Source organism: Pantoea sp. 9140, from assembly GCF_000745295.1.
Taxonomy (GTDB): Bacteria; Pseudomonadota; Gammaproteobacteria; order Enterobacterales; family Enterobacteriaceae; genus Pantoea; species Pantoea vagans.
In genome coordinates this window covers 103,004-116,288 of record NZ_JQNO01000002.1, presented here as the reverse complement: position 1 = coordinate 116,288, position 13,285 = coordinate 103,004, and the positions used below count along the sequence as shown (strand labels likewise).

The window sequence follows — 13,285 nt, the reverse complement described above, 5'->3', positions numbered from 1 at the left end:
AAACCTCTGAGAAACCCTCTCTTATCCTGCGATTAATTCCCTGCTGGCTGAATTACCTTAACCGCCTTACTCAGGGGAGGATTTATGAATATTCGTACGATTTTTATTTCAGCGGTAATGGCAGTCAGTTTGTTGTGGATAGGCGCATCAGATAACCGTTCGTCTCATTTCAGCGGAGAACCGGTCAAAGCGGGCCTGAGTAAAGTTCAGCCCTGATTGACACACGCCCGATCGCACACTTTAGCGCCTGCTCAGCCTGAGATGCGGTACACTGCCGCTATCTGTTAATGCAACATCGTTGCGTTAACCAAAACGTTGAGGCAGATAAAAGCAGGAGAACGAGATGGCAAGGGAGATGATTCGTCAGGGCGGGCGCAGCGCCCGTATTCAGGCGGAAGTGCATGACACCGTTAACCGGCTGCTGGAAACACTGGATCGTTCCGCCATTACCGTACCGATGATTGCCGAACAGGCAGGCGTAACGCCGTCCACGATTTATCGACGCTGGGGCGATCTGGCCCAGTTGCTGGCGGATGTTGCCGTGGCGAGGATGCGTCCGATTGCCGATCCGGAAGATACCGGCTCTATGATCGGCGATCTTACCGCGTTCATTCAGCAGTATGCTGAAGAGATGTCTTCAAAAGTAGGCCGTGAGCTGCTTGCCGATGTGATTGGCAGTCATGCTGAAGAGGCCAGCCATAAATGCTGTGTATTCACTTATCAGCATCTTGAAACCCTTAACAACCGGGCCATCGCGCGCGGGGAAGCGGGTTTTGACGTTGATCGTCTCGTTGATGTCGCTGTCGCGCCCGTAATGTTCCACATACTGTTTGGCGATCGCGACGTTTCAGCGGAATACTGTTCGTTACTGATTCAGCAGGCATTTTGACTCAGCGCTGAACGTAGGGCAGGGCGGCTTCGGTGATCAGGTGCTGCAACAGCGTACGCGCGGGATCATCACTCTGGTCTGAGCGCGCCAGCGCAATACCCAGATGGCCCGGCTGCGGCAGTCGCTGTGATTCTGCCACCAGCCCCTCCGGCAATCCCGCGCGGGTGCGCAGGGTGATCCCCAGCCCGGCCTGTAGCGCGGCCCAGATGCCACTCAGACTGTGGCTGGTAAACACCACGCGCCACGGAATGCCCGCCTTATCCAGCGCGCCGGTGGCGAGGGATCTCATCACACAAGGCGCATCAAACGCCACCAGCGGCAGCGGCTCGCCACGCTGCAGAAATCCCGCCAGATCAAACGACGGATGCTGTATCCAGACTAACGGACACTGACCGATCACCTGCGTGCCGGATTGCTGTTCCGCCTGCCACAGCAGCGCTAAATCCAGCTCATGGCGAGCCAGTGCCGTTAATAACGCCAGATTTCTGTCAACGCGAGCGGTCAGCATCACGTCCGGATGCTGCCGGTTAAACGCGCCGAGAATGGCAGGCATCAGCGCCTCGCCAAAATCCTCCTGCATGCCGATGCGAATTTCGCCCTGTAACGCTTCGCCTTTTACTGCCCGCAAAGTCTCATCATTCAGTGACAGCAGACGTCTGGCGTAACTCATCAGCTGCTCGCCACTACGGGTTAATTGCAGATGCCGCCCTTTTTTCATCACCAGCGCGGTACCGCATTGCTGCTCCAGTTTTTTAAGCTGCGCACTGACGGCTGAGGTTGATCGGCAGAGGTGCTGTGCCGCAAGAGCAAAGCTGCCTGCATCAATGCCCGCCACGAAACTGCGCAGCGCATCCATGTCGAGCGATTCCGGTACTTTGTTCATCATTGTCCTTAAAATTGGGATGTTAGATGCTGATTAATTTGATTTTCAGGATTAACGTGCTGAGTGACACTCTCTCTGACCAACGAGGAGTGTGCAATGAAAAAATCACTGGACCGGGAAACACTGGCGCAGCGCGCGCCAAAACTGGCGGAACTGACGCAGCAGGTGTTGTTTGATGATATCTGGCTGCGCGATCTGCTGTCACCGCGTGAGCGCAGCCTGCTGACGCTGGCAACGTTAACTGCGCTGGGGCGTGTCCAGCAGCTGCCATGGCACATTAATTACGCCCGGCAAAATGGACTGACGCAGGATGAACTGGTGGAGAGCTTCACGCATCTGGCGTTTTATGCAGGCTGGCCCGCTGCCGTGACTGCGCTGAGCTATCTGGAGGATAATCACTGATGCCCTTCACCCGGATCACCTTGCGGCAAGGTTACAGCGATGCGGATCTGCATCTGCTATCCACGCTGCTTCAGCAGGCGCTGGTCGCAGAATTTGATGTGCCCGAGCAGGACTGCTTTCAGGTCATCGAGATGCTGCCTGTCCCTCAGCGTGTGTTTGATCGCCATTATCTCAGCGGCGGACGCAGCGAAAATTTCATGCTGTTTCAGATAACGGCAGGCCGCCCGCGTTCCCGGCAACAGAAGCAACGCTTCTATCACGCACTTTGCGCGGCGCTTCAGACAGAGATGGCAATCGATCCTGATGATGTGATGATCATCATTCAGTTTAACAGCCGCGACGAGTGGAGCTTTAGCGGCGGCCAGATGCTGGCACAGGCGGCGTTATGATTATCATGCATTATCGCTTTACGCTGCCTGGGGACTACGACATGGGCATCATTGAACAGCGTATCCGACTGAACGGTGCCCGGCTGGATGGCTTTCCGGGGCTGGTGGCAAAAGCATATCTTTACGCCTGCCGCGAGGATGGGGGAATCAATGAACATCGCTATGCACCGCTCTATTTCTGGCGGGAGGCGAGTGGCATGCAGCGATTCCTGCAAAGCCCGGGTTTTGCGGCGCTGGTGAGGGATTTTGGCTGGCCGATCATCGAAAGCTGGCTGGCGCTGGAGGGGCAGACTCTCCTCACCGATCTGGCTGAAGCCCGTTTTATGACGCTGAACCGCTGGACGATTCCTCCGCATGCGAACCTTGCCGCACTGCCTATGGCCGAAGGCTTCAGCGCCTGGGATGTGACCCGCTGGCAGGGATTAACGGTTAACGCATCACAGCAGCGACCGGCGTCCGGCCCGGAGGTCTATCGCATCGGTTATCTGGCGCGAGGCGCTGCCGCTTCAGATCTGCAGCTGTAGCAGCGGTCTTGATGCGGATTGCCATTCAGAGGGCAAATATAGCCTCAATCTCAATGCGCAGGTCAGTGGAGAACAGGCCGCTGACCTGGACCAGCGAGCTGGCAGGCAGATGTTCGCCATAATTACGATAGAGCACGTCCCGCAGCGCGGCGATTTCTGTGAACGAGGTGATGAATATTGTGACTTTGAGCAGCGCGGCAAGCGACGTATTTTCAGCAGCAGCAACGGCTCTGAGTTGTTCAAAGATGGCTTCAGCCTGTTCAGCCATATTACCCTGCTGAACGACCGTGCCAAAGGCGGTCAGGCCGGAGACATACAGCGTCGTGCCATGTTTAACGGCGTGGACATAAGGCGCGTTGACTTCGCCCAGTTGCGGATAATTTTTGCGTTCTGGCAGGGTCATATTTTCGCCTTCATCATGTGAATCATCAGATATTACTCCGCGCCACCCCTTAGCGCTTCAGGAGTTGCTGGCAGACCACATTATCCTGCGCGGCACGCTGTTGCTCATCGGCTTTCAGTTGCTCCCAGCGGCCAATCACGCTGCGTCCAAGCCGCGGTTTATAGGCTATTTTCTGCAGCGCATAGTCAGAGTTGCCGCCTTCAATAACATTTCGCATCTGCTGGTCGAACGGCTGCTGACCGTGGTGATCAATCGCGCAGAACACCGCGACGTAATACGCTTTGTCTTCCTCACTGTCGTGCGGGATAAACCACCAGGCCGCGAGGGCCAGGATCAGCAGCAGGGGAAGGATGAATTTTACTTTGGCCATTATGGTCACCGGTTGTGGTCAGTTAAGTCAGCCGGGTATGGCCAGACGCAGGGCGCGTATCCTGCCACAGATTCCGCTCAGCGTTAACCCCGTCCCTGTTTAGCCTGCGGGCGCTTCGATCAGCGTCTTGCCAATCTGTGCACCTGGCATCATCTGCTGCAATCCCGAGACCAGCTCGTCGCTGGCCTGTTGCAGCGCGGAGAGCGGCATAGCGGGCAGGCTTTCCAGTATAAACCACATCTGTTGCGCACTGGCATCCAGTCGCGTACGCACGCCCTGACGCCAGTTCCAGCGGCGGCAGGTTACGCCCTGATCGTCGCGCCAGATCACTTCGCCCGGTTCCGGCGATTCATAAACGACTTCGCCCTCTTTGATGGTATCGAAACGTTCACTGCCGTCAGCAATCACCAGACGTGGCGCGCCTCTGTAAGCCGCAATATTCTCACCACCGACCGGCAGGGCGTAACGGATGCTGATGGCATTGTAGAGATCGACAACCGGATCAATAGCAGGCAGTGTGCCATCCCGCAGCACCCGTTTACGCAATGCTTCAGCAGAACAGGGCGTTCGCTTCGCTTTGGCACCAAACGCCCTGAATACCTCGGCCCAGGCCGCAAGGTGCGCATCTGCCCAGACAACATCATCCTGTATGACCTGCTGGCATGCGCTTTTCAGTGCGTCGCTGGCGACTTCTGGTCGCGTAATGTATGTGGCTTCCACCGCAATGCTCATGGCACGAAAGCCGGGGGCTAGTGTGAAAATGGCCGGATCGATTGACGGATGAACGGATAACATCGGATACTCTCTCAGTGACTAATTTATTTCATAGTAATGACCGATGACCAAAAAAGTCAATATATCGACCGATGCAGGTGCTGATGTCGCCACTGTCAGTCAGGCAGTTTCAGACCGCATAAAAAGCTGGCGCAAAAGCCAGAAACTCTCGCTGGATGAGTTATCCCGCCGGGCAGGCGTCAGTAAAGGGATGCTGGTTGAAATCGAAAAGGGCGCTGCCAATCCCAGCATCGCCATTCTCTGCAAGATAGCTGCCGCACTGCGCGTCTCGGTAGCGGATATCGTTAGCATCTCCCATTCACCTGACGCCTGGCTGATTGAAAACAGCGAAATGCCCGTACTGTGGCAGGGTGAGCAGGGTGGGAGTGCGCAGCTGCTGGCCGGCACCCGTGGGCCGGATATGATCGAGCTATGGCGCTGGCAGATGTTTGCAGGCGAGGCGTTCAGTTCCACCGGCCACTCGTCGGGTACGCTGGAACTGCTGCACGTCGAGCAGGGCACACTGGCATTAACCGTGGGTGAGCAGACTCTGGTGATTCAGCAGGGCTGTGCAGCGGTGGCCCGTACCGATATGCCCCATGCCTATGCCAGTGCCGATGACCAGCCCGTTATCTTCACCATGACGGTGGCGGAACTGCAGCGCTGACGGCGTTTTTATTCGGCTGTTGCCTCGCCGGGAAAGGCAAGTAGCAGCGTTTTCAGTAACCCTTCCAGTTCGGCGCGCTCTGATGCGGCCAGCGGTGCCAGCACCGCCTCCTGAATGGCGGTATGTGCACGAAGTGCCTGCTCAATCTGCTGCTGACCGTGCGGCGTCAGCCCAACCAGCATGCTGCGCTTATCATCTGGCGCAGCAACACGTTCAATCAGGTGCTGCTGCTCCAGCCGGTTCAGGCGATTTGTCATTGCGCCGGAGGTCACCAGCAGCGACTGGTAGAGCTGCGTGGGTGACAGCCGATAAGGAGATCCCGCCCGTCGCAGAGTCGCCAGCACATCAAATTCACCCTCCTGAAAACCAAACGGCGCCAGTGCCTCACTGCGTGCTTTTGCAAGATGTTTCATCAGCCGCAGCATCCTGCCGAAGATACGCATGGAAGCGGTGTCCAGGTCGGGCATCGCGTTGTCCCACTGGCTGACAACGAAATCAATATGGTCATGCATAAATCACCTGCAAATGTCGGGGTTATGTTGTCGGGTTGTGCTCAGCCTCTTAACAGTGGACGAAATTTATCTTAACGTTAAGATAAATAGTGACAGCACGGTGCTGTCATCGTCAATTTCTGGCTGAGCCTGCATGATGAAAATTTTCCCCACTCTGTTTGCCGCGATCGTTTTTCTGGTCGGACTCAATCTGCGGCCAATGCTGGCTATTATCGGCCCGCTGTTTCCGGTGTTGCAACAGCAAACCGGGTTGTCGGCGACGGTGTTCAGTCTGCTGACCGCACTGCCGGTGGCGATGATGGGGCTGGCGGCACTCTTCGGGCCGTGGCTGATCGCCCGCTTCGGGCCGGTAACCGGCATTGCCATCGGGTTGCTCTGTCTGACGGTGGCCTGCCTGTGGCGCGGCCTTAACCTGACCTCCGCTCAGCTGATGCTTACCGCGCTGGCCGGTGGCGCAGGCATTGGCGTAATCCAGGCAATGATGCCCGCGCTGATCCGGCAACGTTTTGCTGACGCAGCGGCGACGCTGATGGCGCTGTTCAGCACCGGGATTATGGCGGGCGCAGCGCTGACGGCAGCCAGTGCCGAACCGCTGTTTTCAATGCTGGGTCTGCAACCCGCGCTGGCGCTCTCCGGCGGGTTAACGCTGATAGCGCTGTTAATCTGGCTGAGTGCAGTCAGGCGATCGCCGCAGGTGAGCCTGGCGTCTGAGGCAATGACGCTGCCAGCGCCGCGAACATTGCTGCTGACGCTCTTTTTCGGCATTGGCACCGGGGCTTACACGCTGGTTCTGGCGTGGCTGCCGCCATTTTATATTCAGCTGGGCTGGAGTGCGCGCCACAGTGGCTATCTTCTCGCCGCGTTGACGTTAACCGAAGTGGTGGCAGGCTTCATCGTCACAGCAACCTTACATCGCTTTCCCGATCGCCGTCCGCTGCTGCTCGGCGTGCTGGTCCTGTTACTGGCAGGGCTGCTAAGCCTTGTGTTTTACCCGAATACGATGCCGCTGCTCTCTGCGCTGTTGCTGGGTACGGGCATCGGCGCACTGTTTCCGCTGTCGTTGATTGTTACGCTGGATCATGCGCGCAGCGCCCGGGAAGCGGCGGTTCTGCTGTCCAGGGTGCAGGGTGGCGGATACCTGATTGCGGCGCTGATGCCGCTGGTCGCGGGCTGGGTGCGTGACAGCAGTGCGACTCTTAATCAGGCCTGGCTGATCATGAGCGCTGGCGTCGTGTTGCTGATGGCGATGGCCTGCCGCTTCAGAGCGCAAAACAGGGCAGCCTGAACAAAGCCGTTGCCGTTCAATGGCGATCTGGCATGCTGGAATAAACCCCCTCGAACCGGAGTGCAGTGTGAAAGTTATTAGTCTGTTAGGCGGCATGTCTTGGGAATCTACCGCGCTCTATTACCGCATTCTCAATCAGCAGGTTAAACAGCAACTGGGTGGCCTGCACTCAGCGGAGCTGGTGCTCTGGAGCGTCGACTTCCAGCGCATAGAGCAGCTTCAGGCTGTGGGCGAATGGCAGCAGGCGGGCGAGATCCTGGCTGATGCGGCACGCAATCTGGAACGGGCTGGCGCGCAGTTCATCGTGCTCTGTACCAACACCATGCATAAAGTGGCGGCGCAAATCAGCGCTGCAACAGGCATACCGCTGCTGCATATTGCCGATGCCACCGGACGGCGCATTCAGCAGGCCGGGATACGTAAGGTCGGATTACTGGCGACGCGCTTCACTATGGAGCAGGATTTTTATCGCGGGCGTCTTCAGCAGCAGTTCGGTCTTGAAGTGATGACGCCCGATGAAGCGGATCGTCTGTTTGTGCATGAGGTGATCTACCACGAGCTTTGTCTGGGCGAAATCAATCCCGCGTCGCGTCGTCGCTACAGGGAGATTATGCAGTCACTGGTGGCGCAGGGGGCTGAGGCCATTATTCTGGGCTGCACCGAAATTACCCTGCTGGTTGATGCCTCCGATGCCAGCGTGCCGCTGTTTGATACCACGCTGATCCACGCGCAAGAGGCCGTTATCCAGGCGCTGACTTAACATTCATCCTCAACAGGGGAATCGCATGAAAATAGATAATCTGCCGTTTGGCCTGACGCAGTGGGATCAGGTTGCAGAGACGATTCATCCCGGCGAACAAGGGCAGGCGACCTGGCGAACCATGAAATTTAACGACATCCGGGTTCGCATGGTCGACTACTCGCCAGGCTATGTCGCCGACCACTGGTGCACCAAGGGTCATATTCTGCTCTGCATGGCGGGCGAGTTGCACACTGAACTGGCAGATGGCCGCCGTTTCGTGCTGACTCCGGGCGTGAGCTATCAGGTTGCGGATGAGGCTGAACCGCATCGTTCTTTTACAACGACAGGTGCGCAACTCTTTATCGTCGACTGAATTTGTTATCTGCTTTAGCAGGGCTCGCCCGGTGGTGGATCATCGCGTCGTTGACACTTTTAAAAGTAAACTGAATCTGCTTTATAAAAATCAGCAAAATTAATGGCTTATTTCATCAGAGTTATCTGGTTCTGACAGGAATAATTCCCATCAGGTTGTATGCTTGAAGCCTTATAAGAACGTTTTGCATTCACCTGATGTGGGGAAGCCTGTGCTGATAAAAAAGAAGAAAGTTCGTTCACATACCGAAGACCGACTGCTGGCGCTGGTGCTGGCGACCACCGCTGGCATCCTTAATGCCATGGCGCTGGGCGCGTTCGGATTTTTCCCGTCGCATATGACCGGTAACACCTCGCAGATATCTCAGGAAGTCACCACCAGCGATCTTCACACTATGCTGTTTTTGATGGCGCTGATTGTTGCCTTTGTACTGGGCTGTACCGTAGCCCGGCTGGCGGTAGTGGTGGGGATCAGGCATAAGTTACGCACTATTTTCTGTCTGATTATTCTGGCAGAAGGCGCGGCGCTAACGGCGGCATCGATCTTTGAGATCGTGTTCTACCGGCCAAGCTTTAACGGGGAAGTTCTGATAATGCTGGGCTTTTTGATGGGTATTCACAATGCGACCTCGACACAGCTCTCCAATGGCCGCGTCAGATCGACCCACATTACCGGCACGCTGACCGATGCGGGCATAGCGCTGGGGTCGTGGATTTTTGCGCATACGTCTCATGCTGTGCATCTGGAAACCGACGATCGTCGCTTCTTCCAGAAGGTTCTGCATACCCATCTGACCACGGTATTCTCCTTCCTGAGCGGCTGTATCGCCGGGCTGCTGCTGTTTAAAACCTATGGGTTTAACGCGATGGTTGGCCTGGGCGTGTTTCTGATGCTGGTAGCACTGACGGCCATTGCCGTTACCGTGCAGCGAACCCGCAGAAGCCTTTACTGATATTCCGGCCCGCTGCACATCGCGCAGCGGGCCGGTTGCTTACTGCTGTGTGCGGGTTGGCCGCACGACAATCTCGTTTACATCCACCTCTTCAGGCTGCTCAATCGCATAGCGCACGGCGCGGCCAATGGCATCCGGTTGCAGCGCGATAGCGCGATAATGCTGCATCGCCTCGGCAGCTGTCGGGTCGGTAATGGTTGAGGCCAGCTCGCTCTCGACCACACCGGGATGGACGCAGGTCACACGCAGCTGACTGTTCTCCTGCCGTAAACCGTCAGAAATCGCCCGCACCGCAAACTTGGTGGCACAGTAAACTGCCGCCGTGGGCGACACGGCCAGCGCACCGATTGATGCGATATTGATGATGTGTCCGCGCTGGTGGGCTAGCATGGTCGGCAGAACCCCCGCAATGCCATACAGCACGCCTTTGATGTTTACATCGATCATCTGATCCCACTCTTCGACCCTGAGTGAGGCCATGGGTGACAGGGGCATAATCCCGGCATTGTTGATCATCACATCAACCCGTCCCCACTTCTCCAGCGCAAATGCCACAAACTGCGCCACATCTTCGCGGTGCGTAACGTCCAGCGCTTTGATCGCCACCTCAGCGCCATTAAACCGCAGCTCCTCAGCCAGCGCGGCCAGACGGCTTTCGCGCCGTGCGCCCAGTAATAGAATGGCATCGGTTTTTGCCAGTTCACGTGCGATGCCTGCACCGATACCGCTTGAGGCACCGGTAATTAAAATCACTTTCTGCGTCATTTTGTCTCTCCAGTCAGGTTGTCACTGGCGATCATACGGCGGCTGGATTATAAAGATAATCCACCTGATACTTTACGGACTGGTAACCAAATCTGACCAATGAATGCGGACAAGAATGCTCTCGAAGTTTTTGTGATTGTGGCGCAGACCCGAAATTTCCGTCTGGCAGCGGAACAGCTTGGCGTCACCCGACCGGCGATCAGCCAGAGCCTGCGGCGTCTGGAAGACCGGCTTAACATCTCACTGATGCAGCGCACCACACGCTCAGTTCAGCTGACAGAAGCCGGACAGCGGCTCTATGCGGAGGTGGCTCCGGCGATCAACCAGCTTAACCGCGCCGTCACCGATATTGCCGAGCTGGCGGCCGAGCCGCGTGGTCAGTTGCGGCTGGCGATCTCCTCGATTGCTGAGCGGATGCTGGGAGGCGAACTGCTGGCGAGCTTTATTACCGCCTACCCGCAGGTTGAGCTGGATATCACCGTGACCGATGACGAGTTTGATATTGTCGGGCAGGGCTATGACGCAGGCGTGCGGCTGGGCGAGGTGATCGCGCAGGATATGATTGCGGTGCCGGTCTCTACTGCGCAGCGTCAGGTGGCGGTAGCATCACCCTCTTATCTGGCGCGTGCAGGCACGCCACAGCATCCTGAAGAGCTGGTCACTCATCGCTGCATCGGCTGGCGGAAAGGGCCAGGCCTGGCGCCTTATCGCTGGGAGTTTGCTGAGCAGGGACGGGAGTTTGATGTTGCTGTCAATCCGCAGCTGACAACCAACGACATGGGGGTGATGATCCGCACCGCCTGCGCCGGGGGCGGCATCAGCTTTGGCATGGAAGAGACCTTTCAGCCTTACATCACGCGCGGCGAACTGGTGACGGTGCTGGATGAGTGGTTACCCACCTTTGCCGGGTTTTATCTCTATTTTCCCAGCCGTAAAAATCTGGCCCCTAAACTCAGGGCGTTGATCGATCACGTCAGGCTGTGAGAAAGGCCTCCGGTTAGTTAGCGCGGATAGGGGTGATCGCTGACCAACCTGAGCCGTTCAACCGGAGAGCCATTCAAAGACTCCGCAATCGCAATGTACGTCATGGTGTCATGCGGGGTTACGGGGTGTCAGTGCTTCAGGCTGTCATGTTGTATCGGGTGATGATATTGATTTTAGAGTAGGGCGCAGGCGGTTCGGAGGCGGGCATAAAGCCATGAAACTCCAGCAGTGTTCTGAAAGCGTGTAATGCGTCGAGTTGTAAATTGTGCTCGATCAGCGCATCAATCTTACCCGCCTGCAGCAGGGAACAATTCTCCTGATCGAGATCGTGACCAATACAGGCGTTCACATGCCGCTTTTGTTCGGCAAACGCGCGCAGGATGCCGGGATTACCGCCGCCGACCGTATAGACCGCATCCGTGTCCGGATGGCTCTGCAAAAACTGCGTCACCGACTGATGCATCCGCGCGTCAATACCATAACCACCCGCCACCACACTCACCTGATGCTGAGGCGCAAACTGCTGCATCGCACGCTGAAAACCCTGGATTCTCTCCTGTTCACCCATGAAATCGCGACTGCCGGTCACCGCCACAATATGCGAACGGCTGACCCGCAGCCATTTTGACATCAGAAAAGCCGCCACCTTACCGGCATCAGAGTTATCCATGCCGATATAGCGCAGGCGCGCACTGCCGGGTAAATCGCTCATCATGGTGACCACCGGAACGCGTTGTTTCAGGAGCGATTCAATAGTGGGATTCAGCTCATCGGAACAGGCCGCTTTCAGAATGACACCGTGACTGTGAAGCGCTTTTTTGTTCAGCAGCGCATTAATGGCCTCCGCTGTGAGATTCGCGCCAAAGTGGAAACGCAGCTGAAGTCTGAAAGCAGTAAAGCTGGCGATCTGACTGCTGAGCGCTTCACGTATCAGTGGCTGAAAGCGGTCAGGGGTATGCATGATGACGTCAAAGTAAATCGTTCTGCCTTTGGCGAGCCCGGCTTTTTGCATCAGTTCCAGGTCCGCTATCGCCTGCTGAATCCGATGCTGAGTGCGCGCGTGAACGTTGCCGCGCTGATGCAGGGCACGATCGATAGTGGCAAGGCTAAGCCCCGATTGGGCAGCGATCTGTTTGAGGGTGAATTTAGCCATGCAGGACTCGCGACAGCAGAGGATAACCAGAGTTTTATCATAATACTGGCTAACAGCTTCGCTTCAACTGAAACACGTTGTTCAAAGCATCGCTGGCTGTCAGCGTGAAAATGCGGCACCGGGGACACGAATAACGGATTTTATAAACCCCAAACTCAGGACTCCGTTAAACGATATAAATGATCGGCTCACTTCGGGTATTAGCAAGGTCAGATTCTGGCAGTGATAACACTCTTTTGACTATTTACTGGCAGGCACACGGTGCTGACTTAAATAACGTCAGTTCAAATCCTGGTCTGGGTATTTTATAGCCTGTTTGCCGCTTCGCTTATATTTCCGTTAAGACGGCTTTTTTGTTTTTTGACACCCGATAATGTTAGACTGTATATGCATACACCATCGGGAGGTCGTGTGAAGTACGACAACGATAACGAGATCCGTGCACTGGTTGGCGCGGTCGTCAGTGATTTGATCAAGGCGGGAGAGCCGGTTCACTTTCACGACATTACGGACGCTCTGTTTCGCCTGAGCGAAGAGACGCGTGACAGCAAACTGAAAGCATTGTGTCAGGAAGCAATCAGCTTTTTTACCCGCAAAATGCATTAAGGTTGATGGCGCCGATAGCGGGCGCCATCCAGAACCTTCCCCCTCCAGCCATCACTCCGCAGTGCCGCCTTAACTGAGAATAAGACGCAGTAAACAGAGCTTAAAAATATTCCAGCTGAAGAGTTCTAATTTCAGATCGGTTATATTTCTGTTTTTTAAATTTAGTCAGAATTAGCTTTTTTAGCCTGAAATGACAACGCAGTAATTAACTGCATCGGCCAGAATCTTTATTCAGAATAAATACTTCGTGAGATTTTAATCTAAGGTATTAATGGAAATATCTGCAATATCAGCGCGCTGAGGCAGCGTTTTCTTCTGCTTCAGTTGTTACTTATACAGTTCTGACTATGTTTGATTTGAGTAATGATTATGACCGGAAGAATGTCCTGCGTTGCCGGGCAGACGACGCTCCAGTGCCAGCACAGAATTTACCATCGCTACTGCCAGCTTAATCACTCCATCTCACACGGTTAACACAACGAGATCAGCTGGCTGCGACATTCCGGTGGATGCGGCAGCCAGTTGAGCACCCGTTAATGTCCGCTAAGGCGGCGCACAGACTCTGCACCTGAATCTGATCCTTTATCCTGTGCGGAACGCCAGAAATGATGG

General features: G+C 55.8%; 19 protein-coding genes. 12 read left to right on the top strand and 7 right to left on the bottom strand.

What is annotated here, in order from left to right:
- Positions 1 to 84: 84 nt before the first annotated feature.
- On the top strand, positions 85 to 216 hold the full coding sequence (locus FA92_RS23780) for a hypothetical protein (protein WP_255359552.1): 132 nt from the start codon (positions 85 to 87) through the stop codon (positions 214 to 216).
- A gap of 127 nt (positions 217 to 343) precedes the next feature.
- Positions 344 to 889, top strand: a complete 546-nt coding sequence (locus FA92_RS19895; protein ID WP_033784862.1) for a TetR/AcrR family transcriptional regulator — start codon at positions 344 to 346, stop codon at positions 887 to 889.
- A 1-nt stretch (position 890) separates the two neighbouring features.
- On the opposite strand, the gene FA92_RS19890 is transcribed toward FA92_RS19895, so the two are convergent.
- Positions 891 to 1,772 carry a LysR substrate-binding domain-containing protein gene (locus FA92_RS19890; RefSeq protein WP_033784861.1) on the bottom strand — a complete coding sequence of 294 codons (882 nt, stop codon included), beginning with the start codon at positions 1,770 to 1,772 and terminating at the stop codon, positions 891 to 893.
- 96 nt (positions 1,773 to 1,868) lie between these two features.
- Between FA92_RS19890 and FA92_RS19885 the strand changes: the two genes are divergently transcribed.
- The 3 genes from FA92_RS19885 to FA92_RS19875 are packed head-to-tail and all read left to right on the top strand — an operon-like array spanning position 1,869 to position 3,087.
- On the top strand, positions 1,869 to 2,174 hold the full coding sequence (locus FA92_RS19885; protein ID WP_033784860.1) for a carboxymuconolactone decarboxylase family protein: 306 nt from the start codon (positions 1,869 to 1,871) through the stop codon (positions 2,172 to 2,174).
- A complete protein-coding gene (locus FA92_RS19880) occupies positions 2,174 to 2,563 on the top strand; it encodes a tautomerase family protein (RefSeq protein ID WP_013196477.1) in 390 nt (129 codons plus the stop codon). The genes FA92_RS19885 and FA92_RS19880 overlap by 1 nt, the downstream gene beginning before the upstream one ends.
- Complete coding sequence (locus FA92_RS19875; RefSeq protein WP_013196476.1) at positions 2,560 to 3,087, top strand: DUF4865 family protein; 528 nt, start codon at positions 2,560 to 2,562, stop codon at positions 3,085 to 3,087. The genes FA92_RS19880 and FA92_RS19875 overlap by 4 nt, the downstream gene beginning before the upstream one ends.
- Before the next feature lie 25 nt (positions 3,088 to 3,112).
- On the opposite strand, the gene FA92_RS19870 is transcribed toward FA92_RS19875, so the two are convergent.
- The 3 genes from FA92_RS19870 to FA92_RS19860 form a co-directional block, all read right to left on the bottom strand.
- The gene (locus tag FA92_RS19870) at positions 3,113 to 3,490 is read right to left on the bottom strand and encodes a RidA family protein (RefSeq protein WP_033784859.1); all 378 of its coding nucleotides are present in this window, start codon (positions 3,488 to 3,490) and stop codon (positions 3,113 to 3,115) included.
- Positions 3,491 to 3,539: 49 nt separating this feature from the next.
- Positions 3,540 to 3,860 (bottom strand): hypothetical protein, encoded by a 321-nt coding sequence (locus FA92_RS19865; protein ID WP_033784858.1) that lies wholly within the window; start codon positions 3,858 to 3,860, stop codon positions 3,540 to 3,542.
- 99 nt (positions 3,861 to 3,959) lie between these two features.
- Complete coding sequence (locus tag FA92_RS19860; RefSeq protein WP_033784856.1) at positions 3,960 to 4,655, bottom strand: B3/4 domain-containing protein; 696 nt, start codon at positions 4,653 to 4,655, stop codon at positions 3,960 to 3,962.
- Positions 4,656 to 4,698: 43 nt separating this feature from the next.
- On the opposite strand from FA92_RS19860, the gene FA92_RS19855 reads away from it, so the two are divergent.
- A complete protein-coding gene (locus tag FA92_RS19855) occupies positions 4,699 to 5,301 on the top strand; it encodes a helix-turn-helix transcriptional regulator (RefSeq protein ID WP_033784855.1) in 603 nt (200 codons plus the stop codon).
- Between the two features lie 8 nt (positions 5,302 to 5,309).
- Here the strand turns inward: FA92_RS19855 and FA92_RS19850 are convergent, their stop codons facing one another.
- On the bottom strand, positions 5,310 to 5,813 hold the full coding sequence (locus FA92_RS19850) for a MarR family transcriptional regulator (RefSeq protein WP_033784854.1): 504 nt from the start codon (positions 5,811 to 5,813) through the stop codon (positions 5,310 to 5,312).
- Positions 5,814 to 5,949: 136 nt separating this feature from the next.
- Between FA92_RS19850 and FA92_RS19845 the strand changes: the two genes are divergently transcribed.
- The 4 genes from FA92_RS19845 (at position 5,950) to FA92_RS19830 (ending at position 9,165) form a co-directional block, all read left to right on the top strand.
- Positions 5,950 to 7,098, top strand: coding sequence for an MFS transporter (locus tag FA92_RS19845; protein ID WP_033785157.1), 1,149 nt, complete (start codon positions 5,950 to 5,952; stop codon positions 7,096 to 7,098).
- Positions 7,099 to 7,165: 67 nt separating this feature from the next.
- The gene (locus tag FA92_RS19840; RefSeq protein WP_033784853.1) at positions 7,166 to 7,858 is read left to right on the top strand and encodes an aspartate/glutamate racemase family protein; all 693 of its coding nucleotides are present in this window, start codon (positions 7,166 to 7,168) and stop codon (positions 7,856 to 7,858) included.
- Positions 7,859 to 7,883: 25 nt separating this feature from the next.
- A complete protein-coding gene (locus FA92_RS19835; RefSeq protein WP_013196468.1) occupies positions 7,884 to 8,213 on the top strand; it encodes a DHCW motif cupin fold protein in 330 nt (109 codons plus the stop codon).
- Between the two features lie 211 nt (positions 8,214 to 8,424).
- Entirely contained in the window at positions 8,425 to 9,165 is a 741-nt protein-coding gene (locus FA92_RS19830; RefSeq protein ID WP_013196467.1) for a YoaK family protein, read from the top strand.
- Positions 9,166 to 9,204: 39 nt separating this feature from the next.
- On the opposite strand, the gene FA92_RS19825 is transcribed toward FA92_RS19830, so the two are convergent.
- A complete protein-coding gene (locus FA92_RS19825; protein ID WP_033784852.1) occupies positions 9,205 to 9,930 on the bottom strand; it encodes an SDR family oxidoreductase in 726 nt (241 codons plus the stop codon).
- A 99-nt stretch (positions 9,931 to 10,029) separates the two neighbouring features.
- Between FA92_RS19825 and FA92_RS19820 the strand changes: the two genes are divergently transcribed.
- On the top strand, positions 10,030 to 10,914 hold the full coding sequence (locus FA92_RS19820; RefSeq protein WP_033784851.1) for a LysR family transcriptional regulator: 885 nt from the start codon (positions 10,030 to 10,032) through the stop codon (positions 10,912 to 10,914).
- 136 nt (positions 10,915 to 11,050) lie between these two features.
- Here FA92_RS19820 and FA92_RS19815 read toward each other — a convergent pair whose 3' ends face one another.
- Positions 11,051 to 12,067, bottom strand: coding sequence for a substrate-binding domain-containing protein (locus FA92_RS19815; RefSeq protein ID WP_033784850.1), 1,017 nt, complete (start codon positions 12,065 to 12,067; stop codon positions 11,051 to 11,053).
- A gap of 411 nt (positions 12,068 to 12,478) precedes the next feature.
- Here FA92_RS19815 and FA92_RS19810 point away from each other — a divergent pair, with 411 nt between their 5' ends.
- A complete protein-coding gene (locus FA92_RS19810) occupies positions 12,479 to 12,673 on the top strand; it encodes a hypothetical protein (protein ID WP_033784849.1) in 195 nt (64 codons plus the stop codon).
- The last annotated feature ends 612 nt before the right edge of the window (positions 12,674 to 13,285 follow it).